The organism is Alteriqipengyuania flavescens (assembly GCF_030406725.1).
GTDB classification, from domain to species: Bacteria; Pseudomonadota; Alphaproteobacteria; order Sphingomonadales; family Sphingomonadaceae; genus Alteriqipengyuania_B; species Alteriqipengyuania_B flavescens.
This window is the reverse complement of sequence record NZ_CP129107.1, coordinates 18,725-44,804: the sequence shown is the minus strand read 5'-3', so window position 1 is coordinate 44,804 and position 26,080 is coordinate 18,725. Positions and strand designations below refer to the sequence as shown.

General features: G+C 65.6%; 27 protein-coding genes and 1 pseudogene. 7 read left to right on the top strand and 21 right to left on the bottom strand.

What is annotated here, in order from left to right; genetic code table 11:
- Window positions 1-16: 16 nt before the first annotated feature.
- From QQW98_RS00290 to QQW98_RS00275, 4 genes and pseudogenes are all read right to left on the bottom strand, one after another.
- Window positions 17-922 (bottom strand): OmpA family protein, encoded by a 906-nt coding sequence (locus tag QQW98_RS00290; RefSeq protein WP_290135566.1) that lies wholly within the window; start codon window positions 920-922, stop codon window positions 17-19.
- A 211-nt stretch (window positions 923-1,133) separates the two neighbouring features.
- Window positions 1,134-1,628: pseudogene (locus QQW98_RS00285) on the bottom strand (cryptochrome/photolyase family protein); the annotation flags it as partial.
- Window positions 1,629-1,662: 34 nt separating this feature from the next.
- Complete coding sequence (locus QQW98_RS00280; RefSeq protein WP_290135565.1) at window positions 1,663-2,556, bottom strand: sulfite exporter TauE/SafE family protein; 894 nt, start codon at window positions 2,554-2,556, stop codon at window positions 1,663-1,665.
- A gap of 86 nt (window positions 2,557-2,642) precedes the next feature.
- Window positions 2,643-3,239 carry an FMN-dependent NADH-azoreductase gene (locus QQW98_RS00275; protein WP_290135564.1) on the bottom strand — a complete coding sequence of 199 codons (597 nt, stop codon included), beginning with the start codon at window positions 3,237-3,239 and terminating at the stop codon, window positions 2,643-2,645.
- Window positions 3,240-3,292: 53 nt separating this feature from the next.
- Here QQW98_RS00275 and QQW98_RS00270 point away from each other — a divergent pair, with 53 nt between their 5' ends.
- A complete protein-coding gene (locus tag QQW98_RS00270) occupies window positions 3,293-3,709 on the top strand; it encodes a winged helix-turn-helix transcriptional regulator (protein ID WP_290135563.1) in 417 nt (138 codons plus the stop codon).
- Between the two features lie 6 nt (window positions 3,710-3,715).
- Here the strand turns inward: QQW98_RS00270 and metH are convergent, their stop codons facing one another.
- The 4 genes from metH to QQW98_RS00250 form a co-directional block, all read right to left on the bottom strand.
- Window positions 3,716-6,328, bottom strand: coding sequence for a methionine synthase (metH, locus tag QQW98_RS00265; protein ID WP_290135562.1), 2,613 nt, complete (start codon window positions 6,326-6,328; stop codon window positions 3,716-3,718).
- Window positions 6,328-7,374: a homocysteine S-methyltransferase family protein gene (locus QQW98_RS00260; RefSeq protein ID WP_290135561.1), complete on the bottom strand. Its 1,047-nt coding sequence runs from the start codon at window positions 7,372-7,374 to the stop codon at window positions 6,328-6,330. The genes metH and QQW98_RS00260 overlap by 1 nt, the downstream gene beginning before the upstream one ends.
- Window positions 7,367-8,299, bottom strand: a complete 933-nt coding sequence (metF, locus tag QQW98_RS00255; RefSeq protein WP_290135560.1) for a methylenetetrahydrofolate reductase [NAD(P)H] — start codon at window positions 8,297-8,299, stop codon at window positions 7,367-7,369. The genes QQW98_RS00260 and metF overlap by 8 nt, the downstream gene beginning before the upstream one ends.
- A 116-nt stretch (window positions 8,300-8,415) precedes the next feature.
- Entirely contained in the window at window positions 8,416-10,581 is a 2,166-nt protein-coding gene (locus tag QQW98_RS00250) for a primosomal protein N' (RefSeq protein ID WP_290135559.1), read from the bottom strand.
- Window positions 10,582-10,662: 81 nt separating this feature from the next.
- On the opposite strand from QQW98_RS00250, the gene QQW98_RS00245 reads away from it, so the two are divergent.
- The 6 genes from QQW98_RS00245 to QQW98_RS00220 all read left to right on the top strand — a co-directional run bounded on the left by QQW98_RS00245 (window position 10,663) and on the right by QQW98_RS00220 (window position 17,099).
- Window positions 10,663-11,364 (top strand): DUF4197 family protein, encoded by a 702-nt coding sequence (locus tag QQW98_RS00245; RefSeq protein ID WP_290135558.1) that lies wholly within the window; start codon window positions 10,663-10,665, stop codon window positions 11,362-11,364.
- 97 nt (window positions 11,365-11,461) lie between these two features.
- Window positions 11,462-12,115: a fructose-6-phosphate aldolase gene (gene fsa, locus QQW98_RS00240; protein ID WP_290135557.1), complete on the top strand. Its 654-nt coding sequence runs from the start codon at window positions 11,462-11,464 to the stop codon at window positions 12,113-12,115.
- Window positions 12,116-12,127: 12 nt separating this feature from the next.
- The gene (gene cobT, locus QQW98_RS00235; protein WP_290135556.1) at window positions 12,128-13,951 is read left to right on the top strand and encodes a cobaltochelatase subunit CobT; all 1,824 of its coding nucleotides are present in this window, start codon (window positions 12,128-12,130) and stop codon (window positions 13,949-13,951) included.
- A gap of 2 nt (window positions 13,952-13,953) precedes the next feature.
- Entirely contained in the window at window positions 13,954-14,616 is a 663-nt protein-coding gene (locus QQW98_RS00230) for a nitroreductase (protein WP_290135555.1), read from the top strand.
- A 33-nt stretch (window positions 14,617-14,649) separates the two neighbouring features.
- Window positions 14,650-16,164: a cysteine--tRNA ligase gene (cysS, locus tag QQW98_RS00225; RefSeq protein ID WP_290135554.1), complete on the top strand. Its 1,515-nt coding sequence runs from the start codon at window positions 14,650-14,652 to the stop codon at window positions 16,162-16,164.
- Window positions 16,161-17,099: a D-2-hydroxyacid dehydrogenase gene (locus tag QQW98_RS00220; RefSeq protein ID WP_290135553.1), complete on the top strand. Its 939-nt coding sequence runs from the start codon at window positions 16,161-16,163 to the stop codon at window positions 17,097-17,099. Before cysS ends, QQW98_RS00220 begins: the two co-directional genes overlap by 4 nt.
- On the opposite strand, the gene QQW98_RS00215 is transcribed toward QQW98_RS00220, so the two are convergent.
- From QQW98_RS00215 to QQW98_RS00155, 13 genes are all read right to left on the bottom strand, one after another.
- Complete coding sequence (locus tag QQW98_RS00215; protein ID WP_290135552.1) at window positions 17,096-17,452, bottom strand: hypothetical protein; 357 nt, start codon at window positions 17,450-17,452, stop codon at window positions 17,096-17,098. The genes QQW98_RS00220 and QQW98_RS00215 overlap by 4 nt on opposite strands.
- A complete protein-coding gene (locus tag QQW98_RS00210; RefSeq protein WP_290135551.1) occupies window positions 17,442-17,630 on the bottom strand; it encodes a hypothetical protein in 189 nt (62 codons plus the stop codon). Before QQW98_RS00210 ends, QQW98_RS00215 begins: the two co-directional genes overlap by 11 nt.
- Window positions 17,631-18,111: 481 nt before the next feature.
- Window positions 18,112-19,329: a phage head morphogenesis protein gene (locus QQW98_RS00205; RefSeq protein ID WP_290135550.1), complete on the bottom strand. Its 1,218-nt coding sequence runs from the start codon at window positions 19,327-19,329 to the stop codon at window positions 18,112-18,114.
- Window positions 19,326-20,867, bottom strand: a complete 1,542-nt coding sequence (locus QQW98_RS00200) for a DUF935 domain-containing protein (RefSeq protein WP_290135549.1) — start codon at window positions 20,865-20,867, stop codon at window positions 19,326-19,328. The genes QQW98_RS00205 and QQW98_RS00200 overlap by 4 nt, the downstream gene beginning before the upstream one ends.
- 1 nt (window position 20,868) lies before the next feature.
- Complete coding sequence (locus QQW98_RS00195; RefSeq protein WP_290135548.1) at window positions 20,869-22,413, bottom strand: terminase large subunit domain-containing protein; 1,545 nt, start codon at window positions 22,411-22,413, stop codon at window positions 20,869-20,871.
- Window positions 22,410-22,823: a hypothetical protein gene (locus QQW98_RS00190; protein ID WP_290135547.1), complete on the bottom strand. Its 414-nt coding sequence runs from the start codon at window positions 22,821-22,823 to the stop codon at window positions 22,410-22,412. Before QQW98_RS00190 ends, QQW98_RS00195 begins: the two co-directional genes overlap by 4 nt.
- Window positions 22,823-23,362 carry a phage protein Gp27 family protein gene (locus tag QQW98_RS00185; RefSeq protein WP_290135546.1) on the bottom strand — a complete coding sequence of 180 codons (540 nt, stop codon included), beginning with the start codon at window positions 23,360-23,362 and terminating at the stop codon, window positions 22,823-22,825. The genes QQW98_RS00190 and QQW98_RS00185 overlap by 1 nt, the downstream gene beginning before the upstream one ends.
- A 3-nt stretch (window positions 23,363-23,365) precedes the next feature.
- Window positions 23,366-23,659: a VpaChn25_0724 family phage protein gene (locus QQW98_RS00180; protein ID WP_290135545.1), complete on the bottom strand. Its 294-nt coding sequence runs from the start codon at window positions 23,657-23,659 to the stop codon at window positions 23,366-23,368.
- Complete coding sequence (locus QQW98_RS00175; protein WP_290135544.1) at window positions 23,656-24,075, bottom strand: hypothetical protein; 420 nt, start codon at window positions 24,073-24,075, stop codon at window positions 23,656-23,658. Before QQW98_RS00175 ends, QQW98_RS00180 begins: the two co-directional genes overlap by 4 nt.
- 130 nt (window positions 24,076-24,205) lie before the next feature.
- The gene (locus tag QQW98_RS00170) at window positions 24,206-24,691 is read right to left on the bottom strand and encodes a helix-turn-helix domain-containing protein (RefSeq protein ID WP_290135543.1); all 486 of its coding nucleotides are present in this window, start codon (window positions 24,689-24,691) and stop codon (window positions 24,206-24,208) included.
- The gene (locus tag QQW98_RS00165) at window positions 24,688-25,338 is read right to left on the bottom strand and encodes a regulatory protein GemA (protein ID WP_290137067.1); all 651 of its coding nucleotides are present in this window, start codon (window positions 25,336-25,338) and stop codon (window positions 24,688-24,690) included. The genes QQW98_RS00170 and QQW98_RS00165 overlap by 4 nt, the downstream gene beginning before the upstream one ends.
- The gene (locus tag QQW98_RS00160; protein ID WP_290135541.1) at window positions 25,310-25,906 is read right to left on the bottom strand and encodes a DUF4326 domain-containing protein; all 597 of its coding nucleotides are present in this window, start codon (window positions 25,904-25,906) and stop codon (window positions 25,310-25,312) included. The genes QQW98_RS00165 and QQW98_RS00160 overlap by 29 nt, the downstream gene beginning before the upstream one ends.
- Before the next feature lies 1 nt (window position 25,907).
- A complete protein-coding gene (locus QQW98_RS00155; protein WP_290135540.1) occupies window positions 25,908-26,063 on the bottom strand; it encodes a hypothetical protein in 156 nt (51 codons plus the stop codon).
- Between the last annotated feature and the right edge of the window lie 17 nt (window positions 26,064-26,080).

Genomic DNA, 26,080 nt, shown 5'->3' with positions numbered 1-26,080 from the left:
TCTCTTGTCGCCGGGATCAGAGGCCCTGCGCGGCCTTGCTGACCAGGATGTTCACCGAAACGCGGCGGTTCTGCGCGCGCCCGGCGGCGGTGCTGTTGTCCGCCGTGGGGTCGGATTCGGCCATGCCGGTCGGCGAGAGCATGCGCCAGGGTTTCCAGCTGCATTTCTGCTGCAGCGTGTTGACCACGCGGCTGGCACGACGTTCGCTCAGGATCTGGTTGTAATCCTCGTCACCCACGGAGTCGGTGTAGCCCACGACCAGCAGCAGCGAATTGTCGATGCTGTCGGCCTGCATCGCGGCGGCGCACAGCTCGCGCTCGGCGGTGCCGGGCAGGCTCCATTTGCCGGTGTCGAAATAGACATTGGTCACGCCGACGACGTCGTAATTGTCGATCTCGCCCATGCGGCCGCGCAGCGCCTCGGCAGCTTCGGTGTTGGCCTCGATCGCCGCACCCTGCCGCGCGAACTGGCCGGCGGTGCCGCCGCGGATCATCTGCGCGGTTTCGAGGTCGGAGTTGGAGAAGCGCACCCGCTTGGCAAGCAGTCCGCCGCCCCACTGCACGGTTTCGATTTCCACCGGCAGGCCGGCGAGCAGCATGTCGCCGGTCACTTCGGTTCGGCCGAGGCCGAGAAAACCGCCGCGGCCCTTGATGCTGGTGCCCTGGCTCAGGCCGACCATCGTCGCCTCGCCGGCCGGCGTCGTCACTTCCATCGCGCTGCCGAGACGGTCCGAGATGATGCCTTCGATGTCCGGCCCGTCGGGCAGGTCCGAGATGTCGGCAGGGACCTGCCCTTTGACGAGGATGGACTGGCTGGCTTCCGCCGCGACTTCGGCGGGCTGCTGCTGCGCCGCGGCGGGCAGGCCCGCGCCGACGAGCGCGAGGGCGATGAACGACGCCGCGGGTGTCTTGATGTTGGACATGGTTTTCCCTTCCGGATTTCCGCGACCTTTGCGGTCGCCGGTGTAAATGTCGGGAAGCGCCATGCGGCTGGCGTCTGTCGGGGCGATGAACGAACCGGGCAGTGCAGGGGTCGGCGGGGCCTGCTGTGCGACGAACCGAGCCGCCGATACCGGAAAATGGCGGATTTGCGCGCCTTTCAGTTGCGCGCCCAGCCGTCCGATGCGGGCGTCAGCCGGTCTTCTTGCGCATTTCGCGGTAGAAGTTTTCCATCCGCAGCGTCTTGCGGTCGTCCGCCCAGTCGTTGAATTCCGCCAGCGAGCAGACGAAGCGGTCGTTCTCGAGGATCGCGACGTCGCAGTCGAACTTGTCCAGCCATTCCTCGATCGCCTGCTGGACGCGCCATTCCCCGGCCTCGACGACATGGATCGCGCGCGGATCGTGACGCTCCACGGCGCGGGCGACCTCGCCGGTGAAGCTGCCGGCGTTGTCCGCGTCCGTCAGCCGGACGTAATCGACCGTCCAGCCGGCATTCTCCAGCTCGGCGGCGAAGTGGCGCATGGCGGAAAAGATCAGCGCGATCTTCTGCTTGTGGTGCTTTACGTAGGTTGTCTCGTCCCAGACCTCCATCATCAGGACGACGGTATCGTCCTAGGTGCGGCCCCTGATGGAGGCGAGGTCGCGGGTCAGCTGGTCGCCGAGGATGGGGACGAGGATCGGGTTCTGCATGGGCGCCCAACGCGTACCCGCGCGGTTGGTGCCGTCAGACCGCAGCCAGCCAGACGAGGTAGAGCGCCGACAGCACGATCCACAGGCCCGCAAGCGTCTTTAGGCGCCGGGCACCAAGCCACAGGGCAATGGGCCGGGCGAGGAACCCGCCTAGCACGGCGGCAGGCGCCGCGAGCAGGACGACTTCCCACCGGATGGTCGCTGCCTCGACATGCCACAGGACCCCCGCGATCATGCTGGCCGAGGAGATCGCGCAGGCCGTGCCGGTACACAGCAGGATCGGGTAGTGCCGGATGAAGAGATAGAGCGCGACAAGCTCCCCGATGCCGACCGAGAACAGCGGCGTGATCATGCCGCCCGGGATCGCGATGAGGAGGAGGGCAACGAGGTCGACCCGCTCCAGCCGCGCGCGTTCCGGCCGTGTGCGGTTCACCGTCCAGGTGGACACGATGAGGACCAGGCCGAGGACGATGGAGAACGCCTTGTAGCCGAGCAGGACCAGCTGCGCGTCGAATGTCGCGAAGCGCTGGACAAGCAGGAGCAGGGGCAGGGACACGCATAGCACGCCCAGCGTGACGATGGCGAAATCGCGCGGGCGAACCAGCGCTTCGCCGGGGGCCGGTGGCGGTTGGTGGAACAACCGATCGGTCCAGCGCAGCGCGCCCATCGTCATGCCGAAGGACTGGATGCCCATCGAAACGCCCACGATCTGCAGGGGCGAGAGGTCCATGACCGCAAATTCGCGCAAGGCGTTGAACACCGGCACGAAGACAACCCCGCCTCCTGTGCCGGAGGTGTTGGCGATGATCGCCCCGACGACGCCGACCCCGGGCAGAAACCATAGTCTTTGCAGCAGCTCGCCATCGAGCGGCGCGAGGAGGAGCAGCGCCATCCATCCGGCAAGCAGGCCAAGGCCGCCGACGCGCACGATGCGCCCCGGCGGCCTTCTTGCGAAAGTTCGAGAGATAGTGCGCACGGTCCCCTGCCAAGTCGGACCGCGCTATCGCACCGCGCTTACAGCGAAGCAATTTCCTTCTTGGCGGCGGCGATGCCTTCCTCGATCGCTTCTTCGCCGTAGCCGACCTTTTCGACGCGGATCACGTCGACGCTGTCGATGCCGAGAAAGCCCATGAAGCCCTTCAGCAGGCTTTCCTGGTGGTCTATCGAGTTGTCGTCGCCATATTCGCCGCCGCGGGACGAGGCGATGATCACGCGCCGTCCTCCGGCCTTGCCTTCCGGGCCGTTCTCCGAATAGCCGAAAGTGACGCCGGGCACTGCCAGCCGGTCCATCCACGCCTTGAGGTTCGACGGGACCGAGAAATTATACATCGGCGCGCCAATAATCACGATGTCGGAACCGAGGAATTCATCGAGCACCCCCTTCTGTTCGGGATAGGCGCGCTCGACCGATTCTTCGTGCGTTTCGGGCGCGGTGCGCACGGCGGCGGTGGTCACCGGGTCGAGATGGGGAACCGGGTCCGTCGACAGGTCGCGGGTGACGAAAGTCGCATCGGGGTGCTTTTCGGAAAAGTGGTCGGCGATCATCTGGCTGATACGGCGCGAGACGGACTGTTCGCCGGTGGTGGCGCTGTCGATGCGGAGGATTTGCATACTTTCGGTTCCTTGGTTACTTCTGATTACCAGGAGGCCATATGGTTACTGTGATGGAGATAGCGCAAGATGGCACATCCGCGCGGGATAGGAACAGGGGTGTAACCCTTGCGGTTCCCGATGCGCCGGCGTGCCAGGCCATCAACGACCTGCTTTCGCGCATCGGCGACAAATGGACCGTGCGCGTGGTAATGGCGCTGGCGGAAGAGGACCTGCGCTTCAGCGAGCTGCGGCGGCGGATCGACAGTATTTCGCAGCGCATGCTCACCCGCACGCTGCGGGCGCTGGAGCGGGACGGGATCGTCTCGCGCACGGTCACGCCTTCGGTGCCGGTGCGCGTCGACTATGCGCTCACCCCGCTGGGCGAGAGCCTGAGCGCGCCGGTCGCCGCGATCGCGGGTTGGGCAATGGAAAACCAGGCGGCGATGATGCAGGCGCGCGCCAATTACGATGCTGCGGACGCGCGGTAGCGAAGGCTAGTCGAGGTTGGGCCTGAGCCACCGCTCCGCCGTGGCGAGATCGACGCCGCGGCGCTGCGCATAATCTTCCAGCTGGTCGCGGCCGATGCGCGCGACGCCGAAATACTCGCTCTCCGGATGGCCGAAATAGAACCCGCACACCGCGGCCGTGGGCCACATGGCGAAATTCTCGGTCAGCGAGAGCCCTGCGTTTGCCTCTGCATCCAGCAGGTCGAACAGCATGGGCTTGAGGCTGTGATCGGGGCAGGCGGGATAGCCCGGGGCCGGGCGGATACCGCGATACTGTTCCTTGATCAGCGCCACGTTGTCGAACTGCTCGGCGGGCGCATAGCCCCACAGGTCAGTACGTGTATGCCTGTGCAGCGCCTCGGCAAAGGCTTCCGCGAAACGGTCTGCCAGCGCTTTCAGCAGGATGTCGGAATAATCGTCCTTGTCCGCGCGGAAGCGTTCGGAATGGCTGTCGATCCCGTGGATGCCGACCGCAAAGCCGCCGATCCAGTCGCCCGCCGGATCGATGAAATCCGCAAGGCACATGTTGGCCCGGTCGCGCGATTTCTTCACCTGCTGGCGCAGGAAGGGAAACACCGGATGTTCGCCTTCGTCCACGTGCACGGTGATGTCGTCCCCGTCGCGCGCGCAGGGCCAGAACCCGGCGACGCCGCGCGCGGTGAGCCACTTTTCCGCAACGATCCGGTCGAGCATCGCGTTCGCTTCGGTAAATAGCTGCTGCGCGGTTTCGCCGACCACCTCGTCCTCCAGGATCGCGGGATAATTGCCGTGCAGCTCCCACGTGCGGAAGAAGGGCGTCCAGTCGATATACCGGCGCAAATCCGCCAGGTCCCAGTCTTCGAAGACGTGCAGGCCGGGTTTCAGCGGCGGGGCCGGCTTGTCGGAATAGAACGGGTCGTAATGGTTCGCCCGCGCTTCCTCCAGGCTGAGGAGGACGCTGGGGGACTTGCCTGCGCGTGCGGCGCGAACCTTTTCATATTCGCCCGCCGTCTCGTCCACGAAGTCGTCGCGCTGCGTTTCGGATAGCAGGCGGCTGGCGACGCCGACCGCGCGGCTGGCGTCGAGCACGTGGATGACCGGCCCTTCGTACGCGCCGTCGATGCGCAGCGCCGTGTGGACCTTGCTGGTCGTCGCGCCGCCGATCAGCAGCGGCAGGTCCATCCCCGCATTCTGCATCTCTTCCGCTACCGTGACCATCTCGTCCAGCGAAGGCGTGATCAGGCCGGACAGGCCGATGATGTCGGCCTTTTCCTCGCGCGCGGTTTCCAGGATTTTCGACCACGGCACCATCACGCCGAGGTCGATCACCTCATAACCGTTGCACTGCAGGACGACGCCGACGATGTTCTTGCCGATATCGTGGACGTCGCCCTTCACGGTCGCCATCACGATCTTGCCCTTCGCCTTGCGCTCGGCTTCGGGCAGCAGGTCCTTTTCCGCTTCGATGAAAGGGATGAGGTGGGCCACCGCCTTCTTCATCACGCGGGCGGACTTGACGACTTGGGGCAGGAACATCTTGCCGCTGCCGAACAGGTCGCCGACCACGTTCATGCCGTCCATCAGCGGGCCTTCAATGACCTCGATGGGGCGGCCGGCGGCCTGGCGCGCTTCTTCCGTGTCTTCCACGATATGCGCGTCGATACCCTTGACCAGTGCGTGCTCCAGCCGGCGTTTGACGTCGTAGCTGCGCCATTCCTCGGCGGCCTTTTCGTCCGCCGCGCTCTTCCCGCGGAAGCTTTCGGCCAGTTCGATCAGCCGCTCCGTCGCGCCGTCGTCGCGGCACAGGATCACATCCTCGCACGCCTCGCGCAGCTTGGGGTCGATCGCGTCGTACACGTCGAGCTGCCCGGCGTTGACGATCGCCATGTCGAGCCCGGCGGGAATGGCGTGATAGAGGAAGACCGAATGCATCGCGCGGCGCACCGGTTCGTTGCCGCGGAAGCTGAAGGACAGGTTGGACAGGCCGCCGCTGGTCTTCGCGCGGGGGCAGGCTGCCTTGATCTCAGCCACCGCCTCGATGAAGTCGAGCCCGTAGCGGTTGTGCTCCTCGATCCCCGTCGCGACGGCGAAAATATTGGGATCGAAGATGATGTCCTCGGCCGGAAAGCCGTTTTCGGTCAGCAGCTTGTAGGCGCGAGTGCAGATTTCGACCTTGCGCTCTTTCGTGTCGGCCTGGCCTTCCTCGTCAAAGGCCATGACCACGACCGCGGCCCCGTAATCGCGGCAGATGCGCGCATGCTGGAGGAAAGCGTCCTCGCCTTCCTTCATGCTGATCGAATTGACGATCGGCTTGCCGGAAACGCATTTCAGCCCGGCTTCGATCACTTCGAATTTCGATGAGTCGATCATCACCGGAACGCGAGCGATATCGGGTTCCGCCGCGATCAGCTTGAGGAAGGTGGTCATCGCCGCTTCCGCGTCGAGCAGGCCTTCGTCCATGTTCACGTCGATCACCTGCGCGCCGTTCTCCACCTGCTGGCGCGCGACTTCGACGGCGGCGTCGTAATCGCCGGCCATGATCAGTTTCTTGAACCGGGCGCTGCCGGTCACGTTGGTGCGTTCGCCGATATTGACGAAGCGGGCGGTGCTGAGGTCGGACATCAGGCGTCGATCGTGAAGTTTTCCAGCCCGGCAAGGTGCATCTTGCCGTCGGCTTCGGGGATCTTGCGCGGCGGCAGGCCTTTCACGGCCTGCGCGATGGCGGCGATGTGTGCGGGGGTGGAACCGCAGCAGCCGCCCAGGATATTGGCCCGGCCGTTTTCCGCCCACACCTTTACCAGCGACGCGGTGGTTTCGGGTATCTCGTCATATTCCCCGAGGTCGTTGGGCAGGCCGGCATTGGGATAGGCCATCAGCAGCGTATCGGCGATGTCGGACAGAACCTGGATATGCGGGCGCAGCTGGTCCGCGCCGAAGCTGCAGTTGAGGCCCACGGTCACCGGGTTCGCATGGCGGACCGCGCTCCAGAACGCTTCCACCGTGTGGCCCGAAAGGTTGCGGCCCGACAGGTCGGTCAGCGTCATCGACAGCATGATCGGGATGTCTGCCGCGCGCTCTTCCACCAGCCGGCGCACGGCCATGATGGCGGCCTTGGCGTTCAGAGTATCGAAGATCGTCTCGATCAGGATGAAGTCCGCCCCGCCGTCGATCAGCGCGCCAGCCTGTTCGCGGTAAACCTCTACGATGGTGTCGAAATCGACCTCGCGATAGCCCGGATCCTCGACATCGGGGCTGAGCGACAGGGTCTTGTTGGTGGGACCCAGAGCGCCGGCGACGAAGCGGGGGACGCCGTCCCTTGCGGTGGCCGTGTCGATGCACTCGCGGGTGATCCGCGCGGCCGCCGCGTTGATTTCTGCCACCAGGCTTTCGGCACCGTAATCCGCCTGGCTGATGCGGTTGGCGTTGAAGGTGTTGGTGGCAAGGATTTGCGCGCCTGCATCGATGTAGCTGTTGCAGATCTTCGCGATGACATCGGGCCGCGTCAGGTTGACGAGGTCGTTGTTGCCCTTCTGGTCGAAGCCGAGATCGTAGTCGCCGCGATAGCCGTCTTCACCCAGCTTCTCGTTCTGGATTGCCGTGCCGTATGGGCCGTCCTTGATCAGGATCGCCTGCGCGGCGGCGTCCAGCAGTTCCTGCCGCTTACCCATGGGCCGCATCCTTCGGGCGCATGCCGAGCAGGTGGCAGATCGCGTAGCTCAGCTTCGCGCGGTTGAGCGTGTAGAAATGGAAGTCCCGCACACCGCCGGCATAAAGGCGGCGCACCAGTTCGGCGGCGACCGTCGCGGCGACGAGGTCGCGCGCGCCGGGCCGTTCGTCCAGCCCTTCGAACAAACCGTCCATCCATTCCGGGATCTGCGCACCGCACAGCCCGGCGAACTTGCGCGCCTGGGCGACGTTGGTCACTGGCAGGATGCCCGGTACCACCGGCGCGGTGATGCCCCGCGCATCCAGCTTGTCGCGGAAGGCGAAATAGGTTTCCGGCGCGAAGAAGAACTGCGTGATCGCCCGCGTCGCGCCCGCGTCGAGCTTGCGGGCGAGGTTGTCAATGTCGCTGTCGGGGCAAGAGGCGTCGGGATGGGTCTCGGGATAGGCGGCGACCGAAATCTCGAAATCGGCGACTTCCTTCAGGCCCGCGACTAGCTCAGCCGCGCTTGCGAACCCGTCCGGATGCGGCGTGAAGGCGGCGCCCGGCTCGCCGGCATCGCCGCGCAGGGCGACGATGTGGCGCACGCCCGCTTCCCAGTATTGCTCCGCCACGGCACGCGTTTCCGCCTTGCTGGCATCGACGCAGGTGAGGTGCGCGGCAGCGGGAATGCCGGCTTCCGCGATGATCCGCTTCACCGTGTCGTGCGTCCGCTCCCGCGTGGAACCGCCCGCGCCATATGTGACGGACACGAACGCAGGATCGAGCGGCTTAAGTTCCTGCACCGCGTCCCACAACTGCGCTTCCATCTTCTCTGTTCTGGGCGGGAAGAATTCGAAGCTGGCGCGCATGTCGCCCGGAAGCCCGCCGAACAGCGGTTCTTCGTACGCGACTGCGCGCTCGTGGGCAGGGTTGAGCTGGGTGGTCATGTCGCGGCGGGCATAGCAATCCTGGGGGAGAGGGGAAGTGGTAAGGGCAAAGAGCTTTGCTTTGCATTCCAAAGCAGGAAGTTTGCAGCTGTGCAGTTGGCAGGGGCCGGCAGGCCTCAGACGAAGCTGTAGGGATCGATGTCGATCGCCACGCGCACGCCGCGCGGAAACTCGTGGCCGCCTAGCCAGCTGCGGATCACCTTCTGCAATTCCGCATTGCGCCGCGCGTTGACCAGCAGGCGATAGCGATAGCGCCCGCGCAGCAGCGACAGCGGGGCAGGGGCGGGGCCGTAGATGTCGATCCCGTCCGCGGCAGGCTTGGTCCCGCCGAGCAGCTTGGCGGCGGAGCGTGCCTCCGCCTCGTCCTCGCTCGACACGATGATGGCGGCCCAGCGGCCGAAAGGCGGGGCCCCGGCATGGCGGCGCGCCTCTGTTTCCGCTTCGTAGAATGCGTCCCGGTCGCCTTCGACCAGCGCCTGGATCACGGCGGCTTCGGGGTGGCGGGTCTGCAGCAGGACTTCGCCCGGCTTCTCACCGCGCCCGGCGCGGCCGGCGACCTGCGCGATCTGTTGGTAGGTCCGCTCCGCTGCGCGCAGGTCCCCGCCTTCGAGGCCGAGGTCGGCATCGACCACGCCGACCAGCGTCAGCTCGGGAAAGTGGAAGCCCTTGGTGACCAACTGGGTGCCGACGATCACGTCGATCGCCTGTGCCTGTGCCTCGGCAATGAAGGCCGCGGCGCGTTCGGGCGAACCGAGCGTGTCCGACGTGACGACTGCGACGCGCGCCCCCGGCAGCACTTCGCGCACCTCGTCCGCAATCCGCTCTACCCCGGGGCCGCACGCGACGAGGCAGTCCGGCTCCCCGCAATCGGGGCAGGCGGCTGGCGGCGCGGTCTCGTGCCCGCAATGGTGGCAGGCAAGCCGCTGGCTGAGGCGATGCTCCACCAGCCAGGCGCTGCAATTGGGGCACTGGAAGCGGTATCCGCAATGGCGGCACAAGGTCAGCGGCGCATAGCCGCGGCGGTTGAGGAACAGCAGCGATTGCTCGCCCCGGTCCAGCCGCTCCTGCAGCTTCTCGACCAGCGGCGGAGCGAGCCAGTGCTGCCGTGCCGGCTGGTGCTTCGTCAGGTCCAGCGTCGCGATATCGGGCAGTTCGGCGCTGCCGAAGCGGCTCGGCAATTCCAGCCGTTCGTAAATGCCGCTGGCCGCCATCTGCAGGCTTTCCAGGGCCGGAGTCGCGCTGGCGAGGATGGCGGGCACGCCTTCGAACCGAGCGCGCATGACGGCCACGTCGCGGGCGTTGTAGCGCACGCCGTCGTCCTGCTTGAAGCTGACCTCGTGCGCCTCGTCCACTACGACGAGGCCGAGCCGGGCGAAGGGGAGGAACAGCGCCGAGCGCGCGCCGACCACGACCTGCGCCTCGCCCGCCGCGATGGCGCGCCAGGCCCGCCGCCGCTCCGACGATTTGAGCGAGGAATGCCACACCACGGGCGGCGCGCCGAAACGCTCCTCGAACCGCTTCAGGAAGGCCTCGGTCAGCGCGATTTCGGGCAGCAGCACCAGCACCTGGCGGTCCATCCGCAGCGCCTGCGCCATCGGTTCGAAATAGGTCTCCGTCTTGCCGGAGCCGGTCACGCCGTCGAGCAGGAACGGCGCGAATTTGCCGGCCTCCACGGCCTCGACGAGCTGCGCGGCGACCTCTTCCTGGTCGGGGTTCAGTTCCACCAATGCATGGCCGGCATCGGCGCGGGCGTAGGGCCGGTCGAGGTCGACTTCGACCGCTTCCAGCACGCCGCCGTTCGCCAGACCGCGCAGCACGCCTTCCGACGTGCCGGAAAGCTCGGCCAGCTCGCGGATCGAGCCTTGCTCGCCCTGCAGCGCGTCCATCGCCTGCGCGCGCTTGGGCGTCATCCGGTCGGGCTCCTGCTCCGTCAGGCGGTATTCGGTGGCGGTCTTCGCGCCTTTCAGCGCCTGCCCGCTGGACAGCGCCATCCGGGCCACCGCGCTCATCGAGGCGCAGTAATAGTCCGCCGTCCATTCGATCAAACGGCGCAGCTCCGCCCGGATGGGCGGGACGGGCAGGGCGGCGAGCAAGGGGCGCAGCTTGGCGTCAGGAACTTCGGCTGCCGGTAAATGTTCGTTTTCCCAGACGATTCCGGTGATCTGCCGGGGCCCGAGCGGCGCGATGACCACGCTGCCAGGCTCCACCGCCATCCCGTCGGGCACGCGATAGTCCAGCGCGCCCAGCGCGGCGTTGAAAACGAGGAGTCGGACGCGGTTCATGGAAGGCTCCATATGGTGCCCGCAAAGCCATCCCCGCAAGGGCCATCCCCGGAAATCCGGGATATTGGGAGTTCGAAGATTATGACGCAGGCCACCGCCACCATTCTCGACCGCCGCACCATGCTGCGCGGCATTGCCGCCGGCACCGCCAGCGTGGGCCTTGCCGGCTGCTCCACCCTGGGCGGCTTCGGCTGGGGCCCGATCGATGCCATCCGCAACCTGCTGCTGTTGAGCGCGGAGCGGACCTTCGCCGCGCTGACGGAGCCGGGCGGCTGGTACGACGGGCAGATCGCCAAGCTCGGCCTTGCAAACGTGCTCGGCAACCGCGGCGGCGTGCTGCAGTCGATCCTGACCAGCGGCATCGTGAAGGATCGGCTTGAGCGCGAATTCGCGATGATCGCGGTCGAGGGTGCGGAGCGCGCCGCGCCGGTCGTTTACGATACGGTGCGCACCATCGGCATCGGCAACGCCATCGCTCTGGTCACCGGCGGGCGCACCGCCGCCACCGGCTTCCTGCGCAACAACATGGGCCAGTCCCTGATCGAAGTCATGGTGCCGGAAATCGGCGACGCCATGCGCATCAGCCGCGAACCCGTGGTCGGCCAGCTTCTCTCCGCGCTCTCGGGTGTTGATATCGAACGCACGGTGGGCAATTTCGCGCGCGAGGCGGACGATGCGATCTGGAATCAGATGGGCATCGAGGAAGGGCTGATCCGTGACAACCCGCGCCTCAGCAACGATCCCGCCATCATCGCCGTGCTCGGCGCCAGCGGGGGGTACTGAACGCCCGCGCCCTAGGTGCTGACCCTAGCCGCAGGGGCCAGCCTTCGCTAACTGGCTTGGCGAGATTCGCCCCACACGCAGAAAGGCTGGCCCGCACATGAAATTCTTCGCCGACACTGCCGAGATCGACGCCATCAAGGAACTGGCCGCCACCGGCCTGCTGGACGGGGTCACCACGAATCCCAGCCTGATTGCGAAATCGGGCCGGGATTTCATGGAAGTGACGAAGGAAATCTGCGGCCTGACCGACGGGCCGGTCAGCGCCGAAGTGGTCGCGCTGGACCACCCGACGATGATGAAGGAAGCGGAAAAGCTGCGCGCAATCGCGGACAATGTCTGCATCAAGGTGCCGCTGACGATCGACGGGCTGAAGACCTGCAAGGCGCTGACCGGCGACGGTACGATGGTGAACGTCACCCTGTGCTTTTCCGCCAACCAGGCGCTGCTGGCGGCCAAGGCCGGCGCGACCTTCGTCTCCCCCTTCGTGGGCCGGCACGACGATAACGGCTTCGACGGCATGGACCTGATCGCAGACATCCGCCGCATTTACGACAATTACGCTTTCTCGACCGAAATCCTCGTCGCCAGCGTGCGCCACGCGACTCACATCCTGGAAAGCGCGAAGATCGGCGCGGATGTCGCCACCGCGCCGCCGAAGGTCATCATGGGCCTCGCCAACCACGTCCTGACGGACAAGGGCATCGAAGGCTTCCTGAAGGACTGGGAAGCCACCGGCCAGTCGATCCTCTGATCATTTGAAGCTTTGTCCGACGAAACGCCTCTCGACCGGTTCAAACGCGCCCTGACCGGCGCCTCGCGGGCGATTGCGCGCGAGGAAGAGGTGGAGGTCGCGTGGACCGCTGAAAGCCCGGTCCAGTCCGGCAACAATTTCCGCGTGCCGATGCCCGCGCGAAACCTGCCGGCAGGGCAAGCCGCCGAAGCGCGCGGCGTGTCCGATCGCTTCGCCCTGCGCCTGCGCCACCATAACGAGGCGCTGCACGAGAAGGGCGCCCCGGCCGAGCCGCTGGCCCGCACGGCCTATGACGCGGTCGAGCGTGCGCGGTACGAGGCGCTGGGCGCGCGGGCCATGGCGGGCACGCGCGACAACCTGACCGCCGCGCTGGAAAGCGAAGTCGCGACCGGCCCGCTGTCCAAGCTTGGCGAGGGTGAGGACGTGCCGCTGCCCGCCGCGCTCCACCTCCTGCTGCGCGAGAAGCTGACCGGCGCGCCGGTGCCCGGGCGCGTGCGTGCCGAGGTCGAAAGCGTGCGCGAATTCATCGAAAGCCGCAGCGGCGACGATTTCGAGCGGCTGGCGCTGACGCTGGACGACCAGTCCGCCTTCCAGTCGCTCAGCCTCGACCTGTTGCGCCACCTCGACCTCACCCGCCCCGACGAGGCGCAGGACGCGACCGACGAGGATGGCGAGGACCAGGACGGTGCCGAGCCCGACGAGGACCAGGGCGACGACCAGACCGACGATCCCGATCAGGACCGGTCGAGCGAAGTCGCCGGCGAAATGGCGGAAGGCGACGCCGACGGGGAGGGCGAGCCCGAGTTCGACGAGAACGCCGAAAGCCCCGAGGGCGAGCCGCAGGACGAGGGCGAGGAGGGCATGATGCCCGTGCGCCCCAACCGCCACCCCGCGGACGAGTTGCTGGCGCTCGATTACAATGTCTTCACCGAGGCTTTCGACGAGATCGTCGAGGCGGAAGAACTCTGCGACAGCGAGGAACTGACCCGGCTGCGCGCCTATCTCGACAGCCAGCTGGCGGGCTTGCAGAGCGTCGTCACCCGCCTCGCCAACCGGCTCCAGCGCCGCCTGATGGCGCAGCAGAACCGCAGCTGGGATTTCGACCAGGAGGAAGGCCTGCTGGATGCCGCACGCCTTGCCCGCGTGGTCGTCAGCCCCGGCCACTCGCTCAGCTACAAGATCGAACGGGACGTCGAGTTCAAGGACACGGTCGTCACCCTGCTGATCGACAATTCCGGCTCCATGCGCGGCCGCCCGATCAGCATCGCGGCGATCAGCGCGGACATCCTCGCCCGCACGCTGGAGCGCTGCGGAGTGAAGACGGAAATCCTCGGCTTCACCACCAAGGCGTGGAAAGGCGGCCAGAGCCGCGAGAAATGGCTCGCCGACGGAAAGCCGCAGAAGCCCGGGCGCCTGAACGACCTGCGCCACATCGTCTACAAGAAGGCCGACGAACCGTGGCGCCATGCGCGCCGCAATCTCGGCCTGATGATGCGCGAAGGGCTGCTCAAGGAAAACATCGACGGCGAGGCGCTGATCTGGGCGCACAACCGCCTGCTCGCCCGCCCCGAAGACCGCCGCATCATGATGGTGATCTCCGACGGCGCGCCAGTCGACGACAGCACGCTCAGCGTGAACCACGCCGGATACCTCGAAGCGCACCTGCGCAAGGTGATCGAGTGGATCGAACGCCAGTCGCCGGTGCAGCTGGTCGCCATCGGCATCGGCCACGACGTCACCCGCTACTATCGCCGCGCGGTCACCATCATGGATGCCGAACAGCTGGGCGGCACGATCATCGAACAGCTGGCGGATTTGTTCGAGGTTGAGGGGTAGCCATGAACGTCACCGAAGCCGTCACCTCCCGCCGCTCCATCCGCGAATTCCTCGATAAACCGGTCGAGCTCGAGACGCTGCGGCGCGTCATGGACAAGGCGCGTTGGGCGGCATCGGGGTGCAATTACCAGCCGTGGGAGGCCTCGATCCTCACCGGCCAGCCGCTGAGGGACTTGCAGGCGAAGATGCGGACCACGCCTCCGCAGGAGCTCGAATACGACTGGGACGCCCCTAAGGCGGAAGAGAAGTACAAGGAGCGCCTATACGGCATTTCGCGCGGCATGTTCGATGCGCTGGGCATCGAGCGGGAAGACAAGGCGGCGCGCATGAACGCGATGGCCCGCAACGCTACCAGCTTCGATGCGCCGGCCGTGATGTTCGTCCATTTCCCGCGCCTGATGAAAGCGCCGCAATGGTCGGATACGGGCATGTGGCTGCAGACCGTGGCGCTGCTGCTGCGGGAAGAAGGGCTCGATTCCTGCTTCCAGGAATTCATGGCCTACTACGCGAACGTCATCCGCGACCACCTCGGCCTCGACCACGAACGCACCATGTTCTTCTGCGGCATGGCAATCGGTTATCGCGACCCCGATGCGCCGGTGAACAATTTCGAGCGCGAACGCGTGCCGCTGGACGAGCACATCCGCTTCCTCGGCTGGGATTGACCATCGGCGCGCGGGCTTTCAAAGCCGCCTGCGATGACCGACCTTCAGCTTTTCAACTCGCTCACCCGCAGCCTCGAGACCTTCGAGCCCGTCCACCCGGGCGAGGCGCGCGTCTATTCCTGCGGGCCGACGGTCTACAACTACCAGCACATCGGCAACATGCGCGCCTATGTGTTCGCCGACACGCTGGGGCGGGTGCTGCAGTGGAAGGGCTACAAGCTCACCCACGTGATCAACATCACCGATGTTGGCCACCTGACCTCCGACGCGGACGAGGGCGAGGACAAGATGGAGCGCATGGCCGCGCGCGAGAACAAGAGCGCGTGGGAGATCGCCAAATTCTACCAGCAGGATTTCGAGCGCGACCTTGCGCGGCTGAACGTGCAGACGAAGCAGCACCCGCGCGCCACCGAATATGTCGAGGCTATGATCGCCTGGGGGCAGCGGATTGCGGAGAAGCATTGCTACGAGCTCGACAGCGGGCTCTATTTCGACGTCTCCACCGTGGAGGACTACGGGCGTCTGGCGCGCGCCGTGACCGACGACGGGGAGGGCCGGATCGACACGGTCGAGGGCAAGCGCAACGCCGCAGACTTCGCCATCTGGCGCAAGACCCCTGCGGGCGAGACCCGGCAGATGGAATGGGACAGCCCGTGGGGCCGCGGCGCGCCGGGCTGGCACCTCGAATGCTCGGTCATGGGCGAAGCGCTTTTGGGCTTCCCGTTCGACATCCACACCGGCGGGATCGATCACCGCGAGATCCACCACCCGAACGAGATCGCGCAGAACCAGGCCTACTGCTGCACGAATGGCCTCGACGATGCGCGCAATTCCGGCGCGAAGATCTGGATGCACAACAACTTCCTGGTCGAGCGCAGCGGGAAGATGAGCAAGAGCGCGGGCGAGTTCCTGCGGCTGCAATTGCTGGTCGACAAGGGCTATCACCCGCTCGCCTATCGCCTCATGTGCCTGCAGGCGCATTACCGCAGCGAGCTGGAGTTTTCGTGGGAGGGGCTTGAGGCGGCGCTTACGCGGTTGAAGCGGATGGTGATGGCGGTGGAGACCCTCAAGTCCCGTCATGCTGAACCCGTTTCAGCATCCATGGAGCCGTCAGAAATTTCTTTGCAAACAGAGGGATGGACCCTGAAACAAGTTCAGGGTGACGAGTGGGGGAGTTTGCTCGGTGCGTTCCACCAACAGTTTCACGATGGAATATCCTCCGACCTCAACACCTCAATTGGCTTGAATGCCTTGGAAGCGGTTCTGGGCGCTCGAAAGGCCGACGTCGGAAAGAAGCTTGAAGCAATCGCTGCAATGGACGCGGTGCTCGGCCTCGACCTGCTGTCCGTCTCCCGCGCCGATCTCCGCATCCGGCCCGCGTCCGCCGCGATCGAAGAAAGCGAGATCGAGGACGCGCTCGCGCGCCGCAAGGCCGCCCGCGCCGAAAAGGACTTCGCCGCCTCTGACGCCATCCGCGACGAGCTTGCGGCCAAGGGCGTCGAAGTGATGGACGGCGATCAACTCGGCTGGGAGTGGAAGCTCGCATGACCAGGGCCGTCCTGTCCGCCATGATCCGCCCGCTGGTCGAACCGCGCCTGCCCGGTTGGGTGGAGCCGCTGTGGTTCGCCTCCACCGAACAGCTGCTGGAGCTTGCCCCGCAGGCGGAGATCGGCTGGTTCGACCTGCAGCAGCACGAACCGATGGCGGAAGCCGTGCGACGCGCGGACGAATTGCGCTGGCTCAACTCGATCTACGCCGGGCTGGATTTCCTGCCGCTCGACCTGCTGCAGGAGCGCGGCACCATTGTCACCAACGGCGCGGGGATCAACGCCGTCACCATCGCCGAGTATGTCGTGATGCTGATGCTGGTCCACGCCAAGGGCTATCGCGAGGTGGTGCGCGCGCAGGATCGCAAGGAATGGCTGCTCGATAGCCCCGGCAAGATCGAACTTGCCGGCAGCCGCGCCCTGCTGCTGGGCATGGGCGCGATCGGCAAGCTCATCAAGGCGCGGCTGGAAGCGTTCGATGTGGAGGTCGTGCCGGTGCGGCGGTCAGGGGCTGAAGGCGCCCTGGGGCCGGATGAGTGGCGCGGCAAGCTGGGCGAATTCGACTGGGTGATCCTGGCCGTGCCCGCAACGCCCGAGACCGACGGGATGGTCGGCGCGGACGAGCTAGAGGCCATGAAGTCCGACGCGGTGCTGGTGAACATCGCCCGCGGCAGCGTGGTCGACCAGCCGGCGCTGGTCGCGGCGCTGGAGGCGAAATCCATCGGCGGCGCGCTGCTGGACGTGACCACGCCCGAACCACTGCCGCAAGATCACCCGCTCTGGGCGCTGGATAACACGCTGCTCACGATGCACCTGTCGGGCCGCGCACAGTCGAAAATGTTCATGCGCAGCGCCGACAGGTTCATCGAAAACCTGGCGCGGTGGGAGAAGGGGAAGCCGGTCGAGCCCCGGTTCGATCCGGCTCTGGGTTACTAGCCTTCTTCCAGCAAGAGCAGTTCGCAGGTCACCGACAGGCGCGGCTCCGGCAACAGTGCATGATCCGCGCTCACGATGACGGCATCGGCCACCAGCTGGCCGGCCAGCGCGAATTCGTGATCCGGCAGGTCCGCAATGAACCGCTCGCCCGCCGCGATCCCGTCGCCCGAATAGACGATTTCCAGCGTGTGGCGGGTGCCGGCAAAGGTGATGCTGGCCCAGCTTTTCTCGATATGGCGCGCCAGTACGGCGTCCTTGCCGGCCAAGGCGATTACGGCATCGCGCAGGCGGTCGCCCGGGCTGCGGCGGATGCGGCGGCGGGCGGGTTGGGGCGGGGCGGTCTCAGCGGACATTGGCAGCCTCCCGGTAACCGGTCATGAAGCCTTCGATCCGCGCGGCGGTGTGCTGGCGCGGTTCGCGTCCCATCCTGAGATCGAGCACGAAGCGCGGGTCGTGCGCGGCAAGCCGGCCGAATTTGGTCGGCGGCATTTCGTGTTCTCGCAGGAATTTCTCGATCTGGCGGATCAGCATTGGCTGTGAGACGACAGAAAATACGGGGGGACGGCGGGGCGGGATTTTGTGGCATTGAGCGGGACAAAATGGGATGAAAATGGCGGTTGCCTGCGGGTTAGAGCTAGAAAAGGCCTCTGTGCGCCGGCATAGGCGGGCATCCCAGTTCGTTCCCACTTAAGCGGCGAAAACGGGCCGCAAACCCGCAGAAATCCGTGCGTCATCCCACTTCTTGCAGGTCGCACGTCCCACTTCCCCAAAAACCGTGCAATCCTGCGGGGTTGAGAGGCAAAAACGCCGTCCCACTTCTCTCATAAACCAAGCGAGAAGTGGGACGCTGAAACGGGCCGCGTTCCCACTTCTCGCCTGTTGCCGTTCCCACTTCTCAAAAAGGTCGCAATTCTGCGGCTTAGAGGTTCGGCAATCCGTTCCCACTTCACCGTTTGGCATCTCGAGAAGTGGGAACAGGAAATAGCCGCTGAAACCGCGTTGCATCAGCGCCTCAATTGCGTCCCAAAAACCGATCCACGAACCGACCGATCCGGCCCTTCGGTTCGGCGAAGCCGAGGGCCTCGATCAGAGCAACCGAAAGCAGGCGCGCGGGGCCTGCGGATGCGATGTCGAGAATGGCTTCGTAATAGGCGCCATCGTCACCGGTGCCCTGGATGACGAGGCGGCCGCTGTCATCGATCCGGGTGCGTTCGGGGTTCTCGATGATGCGGGACAGACGACGCAGATCGCCGGCGGTCCAATTCGCAGTTCCCTCGGGCGTGGAGATGGCATCGGGCGACAGCACTACGAGCAGCGTCTGGCGCTCGCTGTCCCCGTCGAGGCGTTGGCGCATTGCCAAAGGGAAGTCTGCATCGGGCAATGCGACGAACTGTTCGAAAGCGGGATCGGCGACGATATCGGCGAGCGCCCGACGGGCGACCTCGTCCAGGCCGGCCGCCTCGGCATTCATAAGCGAAGCGGACGTCTTCTGGGAGAGCGCACGGAGGTGTGCTGTGCCGGGATTGTACCCGAAGCCAGGATGGATACCCTGCGGGACCGCGACAGGCTCGGCGCGTCCGGCCGCGCGGAACTGCCGCGGCTGACCATCGACAGGTCGGGGCGAGACAGTCCAGCCACGATCCCGCATACGCTCTTCGCTGACCTGCTCGTAATGGCACTTGCAGCCCCATCCGTTCGGCGGGAAATGGGTCTGCCACCACGGGTCGTCGACGGGCAGGATCGTGCCGTGCCAGCTTTGGTGATCCTTGCGCGGATCCTTGCGCCAATGGTCGGACAGATACCGCAGATAAGGGAAGCGCTCCTTCTCACGCTGGATCTTGACCCATGCCGCGGCTGCCGCCGACATGCGCATGTTGGTGTTGAAAATCGTCTCGAGGCGGCGGCGATTGACGACGATCGGATCGGAAGTGCCGGTCAGCTTCTCGTCCGCCACCAGCCCCCACCAGCCTGCCTTCTTCAACTCGGGCAGGATATCGTCACGCCAAGCCTCGAACGTGCGCCCTTCGCTGATCGCCCGGTCGAGGCTCTCGCGAACCTCGCGCAGCAGGTCGAGCTGGGTGATCTTGGCCACGGTGAACGCGGATGCATGATCCTCGTGCATCATCTCGTGCCAGCGCACGCTGGGCCGGAGTGCGTCGCGCAGCTGCCAAACGCGCAAGGTGTCGTCGGGCGGCAGGAACATGGTGAGGCGGATATCGGGGCGGCTCATGCGATCGGCTCCCCGCCCGTGTCGATGTCGAGGCGCATGGCGAAGCTCGCCCGGTGGAGCGCCTGGTAGAGGGGATCGTCACGGGTGTCGCGATGCATGCGGAATGCGAGGATGTCATCGAGATCATCGCTGTCTCCCGCGGTGGCGAGAGCGGATAGCAAGCCTTCGGCCGCATAGGCAGCGATCTGTTCGTCGGTAGCCGCCAGAACGCGACTGGCGACGTAGCCCGGTAGATCTTCGCGGCTGCTATCGATCGGAGGAACGTCGGGTCCAACCGCTTCGGCAAGCGATGCCTGCCCAGGCTGCTCGTCCTGCTCAAGGTTCACGTTCCGCGGTGCGGAGGCGCCAATATCTGCGACCGCATCTGTCGTGCGCTGATAGCCATCGCCATAGGTGTCGCGGAAGCTTTCCTCGGTCCGCACCCAACCGATCTGTGCGAGAACGGCGTCGGTTTCGGCCTGGTGCTTGGTGTCGAGCTCTTCTTCGATATCGCGCATGACGCGGGGCGAGGCGACATCGGTGCCGAAATTGAGATCGGTGAACCAGCGCGCCGGCCCCGCGTTGAAACCGTCCGACAGCAGGTCTGCATCGGACTTTACGACCTCCAGCTTCACGCCGGCATGGACCTGCGCCTGGCTAAGCGATGCGCCGTCGTCGGTGGTCATGGTCTGCGAGAGAACGACCTTGCTGATAGCAGCATCCATGTAGCGGCAGAGTGTCTCGAAATTGGTGATCGATCCGCCCTGCGCGACGTGCATCAGCTCGATCGCCATGCCGTCGGGAACCGCGATCCCGCTGTCGGTGGCGAAGGCCTGAAGCGCGGCGAGCAGCTTGTCGATCTCGGCATCGGAAGTTCCGGCACGATATTTGCCCAGCGCGGTCGGCGTCGAATAGCGATCTGTGAAGTTGTTCCAGAACCGAACGCCGTTGCGCTTGAACAGCGCGGGCCAGTAGAGCCATTCGGCCAGGCCGCGACCATAAAGTTCGTCGTCGTCCGAGCCTCCAGCGGCGACCACCCAGAACTTGCGGTCGGGCAGCGCCTCGCCGCGGGTCATGTTGTCGCGGGTGATCAGGCGAAGCTCGCCGCTGTCGTTGAAGCGGAACCGGCGCGCATGACGGACGTGGATGTTCTCGAACTCGATCCGACCGTTCATGGGAGCCCAAAGCAGTTCCGCGACAGCGTAGCCGTAGAAGGGTGCGAAGAGCATCTTGTCTGTTATGCGATCCCATCCGATCCGCAGGAGGTTCTCGCGCAAGGCGTCGGCTGCGGCGACCGAACGTGGATCGTCTTCGTTGCCTGGAACCACGTTCCAGTCCCGGCTGACGACTGCACCGCGCCGCTGCTGCAGCGTGGAGAAGACTTGGTCATCTTCGAGGATGCGATCGTAGACACCCCAATCAACCGCCCGAAGGAGACGCGGATCGCGCGGTTGCTGCAACCCCTGCACGAACGGCCGGGTGATATCGCGGCCATTGCCAGTGGTGGCGATGCGCTGCCCCAGTTCTCCCATCTGCCTGCGGTTTGCCGGCACGGCCATTTCAATATCCTCTCATGGTTGCGCGCGAGCCAACGGTGCCGAAGCCGCGCTCCGACGAAGCGCCGGCGCTGGCGCGCCCGACGATCGAGCGACCGCCTGCAGAACGAAAATCGAAAGGTGCAAAATCCTCGTCGGCTGCGGCACGGAAGTGCATCAGTGCAATCGCGTTATCGCCGTGACGCTGTCCCTTCGCCCCATCGGCCTTCGAAACGACGGAGCGGTCGGGGATCTTGGGGACGCCGCGCACAAGCTTGACCATGCGCAGATCGTCCATCGTCCCGTCGTCGAGCGGGATCAGCATGGTGCGATCCTCGATCGAGGCACGAAGTTTGGGCATGAACGCGAGATAGGTCTTCTCGCTGGTCTGGACCGCTTCGATACGGTCGAACCCCCAGTCCTGTTGGAGAGCCTCGGCGAGTGCGGAGCCATTGCCTCGCGCGTCGACCTTTCCCGCAGCAAAAAGCGGCAGGCGCTTCAGGATCCAGTTGAGCGCGAACTCCTGCTCTCGGAACGGAACATTGCGCATCTCAAGCGTGACCCTGGCGATGAGGCGACCGAGATCGTCGTACTGACCGAAGACGGCCGGCGAGACGTCACCCGACCGGGCGAAGTCCTGGCCGAAGAAGGAATGGCGGCGTCGATCGAAGTCGGCGAGCCAGGGGGCGACCTCTTCTTCGAGGAATTCGCGGACCCAATCGGTGCGATATGCCTCGTGCTCACGCTCGAACCCGTCGGGACAGGTCAGCCGGATCACTGGAAGGTCGGCGCTCATGGCCGCCTGGATCGTCGCGCGGGCGATGTAGACGCCGCTACCGCGCGCCGGGACCACGTCGAGCTCTTCTTCTGCGGCCGCGCCATATTTCCGGCGCAGATCGGCTTCCCATTCGCGCTCCGCCTCCGCCGTCCATTCTTTCCCCGTCACGAGGCAAATGCGGCGGTAGAGACCTTCCTCGAGCGCGCGGCGGAGAGTGACGCGCTGGACATATCCACTGCGCTTTCCGGCGCGGATTTCCTCGATCAGCTCGTTGAACGGATTGTCGGCCCCGTCGTGGGTCGAGATCAGGACGACCTTGCCGCCCCACATCAACAGCGCGAGAGCGGCCTTGAGCAGTTCGGCGAGCTGGTCGTGGAAGGCAGCCTCGTCGATGATGACCTTGCCTTGCTTGCCGCGCAGCGAGCGGGGTTTGGAGGACAGGGCAACGACCGAGTAGCCCGAAGGGAAATCGATCCGGAATGCCTTGATGCCTTCCTCCGACCCGTCATCGTAGAGAAACTCACTGGGGGCAGAGGCCGCCTTGTCGAAGGCCTTGGTGAAGCTGCCGCAGTAGTCGATGAATTCGCGGGTCATGTCGAGATTGTAGGCGATATAGAAGACGTTCTGCCCGCCGCGGCCCCGTTCGGCAGCGGTGAGAACCGCGTCCGCCGCGAACCCGTAGGTGATCCCGGTCCGGCGCGACTTCTCGATCACGAGCAGATCGTGTTGGTCGGACAGCAGGATCGCTTCCCTCTGATAGGGAAGCAGGACCGCCGGTGCGCCGCTGCTCATATCCACCCACCCTTCCACCGCTTGGGATTACAGCGCCGCTTGCGCGCAGGACGGCGGCCGGTCGGCGACAGGTCGAACCATTCCCGTTCCCCCGCAACGATTTCCAGGAGGAATTCGCGCAGGGCGCACAGGCCCGAGCGACCATCGAGCGAAACTAGGTCGAAATGGGGGGTCTGGTAGCTCGACGAGAACGGCCGGTGGTGGTCGGCCACGCGAATGTTCCAGCCATTGCCGCGGACATCGACCGCGGTGAAATAGCGGGACTGGCTGAACGAGGCAGACCGGCTGACCGAAATCCTGCCAACTTCGAAACCGAGCTCGCGCGCCTCGACGGCCGCAAATGCTGCGAGGCGCGGCAAATCGCCAGGACCACTTTCCACGCGGCCGACAACACGGCGGACCGGCTCCATCAGTCGATCCCCAGAATGCTTTTGCGGATCGCCGCGATCGTATCGGGGCTGGCCCCGCTGCCGCGCGCCGCCTTCTCGGCATTCTCGGCAGCTTCCTGCCGCGCGCGCTTGCGATCCTCTTCGCGTTCCTTGGCGGAGCGATCGGTATCGGTCTTGCTGGCGCTGGTGAAATCCTTGAACGCGCGGGCGAGAAAATGGACCTCGCGCGCGTCGATCTCGCCGCTCTCTCCGCTGGCCATCGGCATGATGGCCTGGGTCAGCAAGCTGGTGAAGAGCTGGACGATCAGCTTGACCTGCGGGCTTTCGGCATCGCCGAATTCGGTGGCGAAAGCGCGGGCGACGCCGGTCATGTCGCGAGTGCGCGCGGCAACCTCGCTATACTGCTTGGTGTAGCGCCCAACCGCCGAGCGCGATACGTCAGCACCCTCCTCCTCCAGCATGTCGCGGATCTCGGTGATGGTGAGACCGTCGGCGATCGCGGCATGCACGGCATCGCGCAGCGCGCGAGGGAGCTGGTCGATGGAAGAACGGCCGCCCATCGTTCAGCGCCCCGTCCGGTGCCGGAGAACGCCCTCGATGCGAAGATTGCCATCCGAACAGTCGATGCCGTCAGGCGTGATCTCGCCCACGAGGAACGGGCCGACCTCCTCGGTTTTGACGAGCTCCTTTTCTTTCAGCCAGGCGAGTTCCTCGCGGATGTCGCGGCGCGCGACACGGTGACCGAGGCTCGCCAGCAGACGCGCGATGACGTCGTCATTGAGCTGGCCGCCGGTATCGTTGAGCAAATCGAGGATGGCCCTGCGGATGTTGGGCCGGATGATTTCGGGCACGCTCACGAGATATGCTTGTCGATGAGAGTGTGGAGGTAGCCGTTGTTGGTGCGCAGCTGATCGCTCACGCTGGCGATCGAGCTTTCGAGACGACCGACGCGCTCGGCCAACTTGCCGATATCCTTGCTGAGGTCGACCTTGCTGGGACGGCGCGCGACATCGGCCATGAGCATGTCGATCTTGCCGCGATCGGCGATCTGCGCATCAGCCGTGGTTCGAGCCAGGACCGACAGTTCGGCGATCTCGCGCGCGCTCGTGATGCGCAGCTTCTCCAACTCCTTCTCACCCTCGGTGCGGAGCTTCTCGAGGTCGAGCTTGGTCGGAAACTGGTTCTTCAGCCAGGCGAAGCCCCCGGCGAGGATGAACGGTGTGACGAAAGCGGCGATCGGCCACCAGGTTCGGATGATATCGAGGAGGTTCATGGGGCCTCCTGCGATCGGCTGTGAAAGTGCATCGGACCCCCGACGATTAACGTGTGTTGCAACGCGCTATCGCTAAGGGTTCCATGCGGTCGATGGCGGGGTAAGTCGCCTCACCGCGGCGACCTGCAATTCAAGCCCGGTCGGGGAACATGTCGAGCTGACGCTTGTCGACGCGGCGGCTTGGCAGCGGCGCGGCACCTTCTGCCTCTGCAGTGCGATTGACCAGCTGCGAAACGTAGGTGCGCGCAGTGCCGAGGATCCGTGCGGCCTCGCGCACAGTCATATCGCCCGCACGGACAGACGCAAGCACGGGCGCGCGGCGCGCCTCGTCGAGCGCGGCGCGCCCCACAGGCAATTCCAGCTCGTTACCACCGTAGATCCGGGCCATGAGATCGACGCGCTGCGGGTCGAGAACATCGCGGAACGGGCTGCGATCGGGATCGAGCGGGATGCGCATCTGCTGCCCGCCAAAGGCCGCAATCAAGTGGAGCGTGTGGAACGCGCCGATGTGATCGGCCATCTCGACCATCTGCGCAGGCCATTTGCGGGTCACCTTCGCAGTGCGCGGGATCGGCAGATCGGCCAGGGTCAATTCGGGGCGGCGCGCGGTGGTCATTGGCTCGCGGCTCGAAGCTGCTTGCCGAGCTGGCGAATGAGATCATCGAGTTCGCGTTCGGACCAGAGGGCGCGCGCATCCGGCAGGCCGAGCCCCCGACGGGTGGCCTGAAAAGTCACGGCAGGATCGGAAAAGCGGCCGGCGATGGCATCGATGACTGCGAAGCGCTCTGCGCGTCCATCACCGCCACGGAGGCTCTCTGGCCAGACGACTCCTTCGCGCGCAAGCCAATCTTTCAGCGCCTCGATGACCGAATGGGCGCGAGTGTGGTCGAGAAAACGCAGGGCGGATATGCCGGTCTGGCGCTGCACAAAGGCGGAGATCGCGCGGTCACCCGGATCGCCAACAGCGCCGAGCCAGTAGAGGCTCCACCAGAGCGCCTTGATCTTGCCGATGTGCGGGCGGTCCTGGTTGCCGCGCTTCCAGTCCCTGTTGAGATGATCGAGCAGGCGGCCGAGCTGACCGTCCGACATATGCGCCATTGAGGCGACGCCGATCACTTCCAGCTGCAGGTCCTTGCGAGCGTCCCCATCGATGCCGAGTCGACGGCACGCGGCGAGAACGGCGCGCATCTTGCGCGTGCGCGCATCGGCGGGCGCGGAGCGGCGCTTCGGCTGCTTACTCATTGGCCAGTTCCAGCAAGACATCGGCGTGGCAGGGTTCGCAGTCGGGACAATCGACACCGCGCGGCTTGCCCAGGGCGTGGCGGCTGCAGAGCTTGCACCAGCAGGCGAGGTTGAGACCGCGCAGGGCCGAAAGGTCGGGCGGAGCAATCGTCCACCCTGTCAGCGCCCAGTGCGAAGTTCCGGTGAGCCAGGCGCGGTAAATCTCGACACAGGTGCGCCGGGCTTCGTGCTGACCTGCCTGATAGCCCGCGTCGATGTAATCGGACGGACGCCACGGGTTGCCCCAGGCAGTCGGCCGGGCCACGTTGCGGGTGTTATCGGGCAGACCGAAGCCCTTGGTCCGTTTGAGCTGGATGCGGCGTGGACGCGGATCTGTCGATGGATCGCACGCGATGTCCTTCGTTGCGGCCAGGGCGGTGAAATCGACGCGGAAATTGTCGCTGGCGTCGCGCGCTTTCGGGCTATCGGGCACCTCGCCGACGATGCAACGCCCGTCGGCGAGGTGCTGCACGATACGCACTTTGCGGCCGTCGGGACGCAGGAATGCCTCGCTGCCGGCGTGGGGAAAATCGGCGATGATCTTGAGCATGTCAGCGGGTTTCCTGGTGAGAACGGAGTTGGTCGAGGAGCGTGCGGGCCTGCCGACCCTTGAGGAAGAAATCGCGGCCATCGCGCGAGGCGTGGCGCGGGCAAGACCGGCCGGTGTAGCCGGCGAGCCAGGCGCGGCGCTGCGCAGGGCTGGCCATGACGGCGAGTGCGGCAG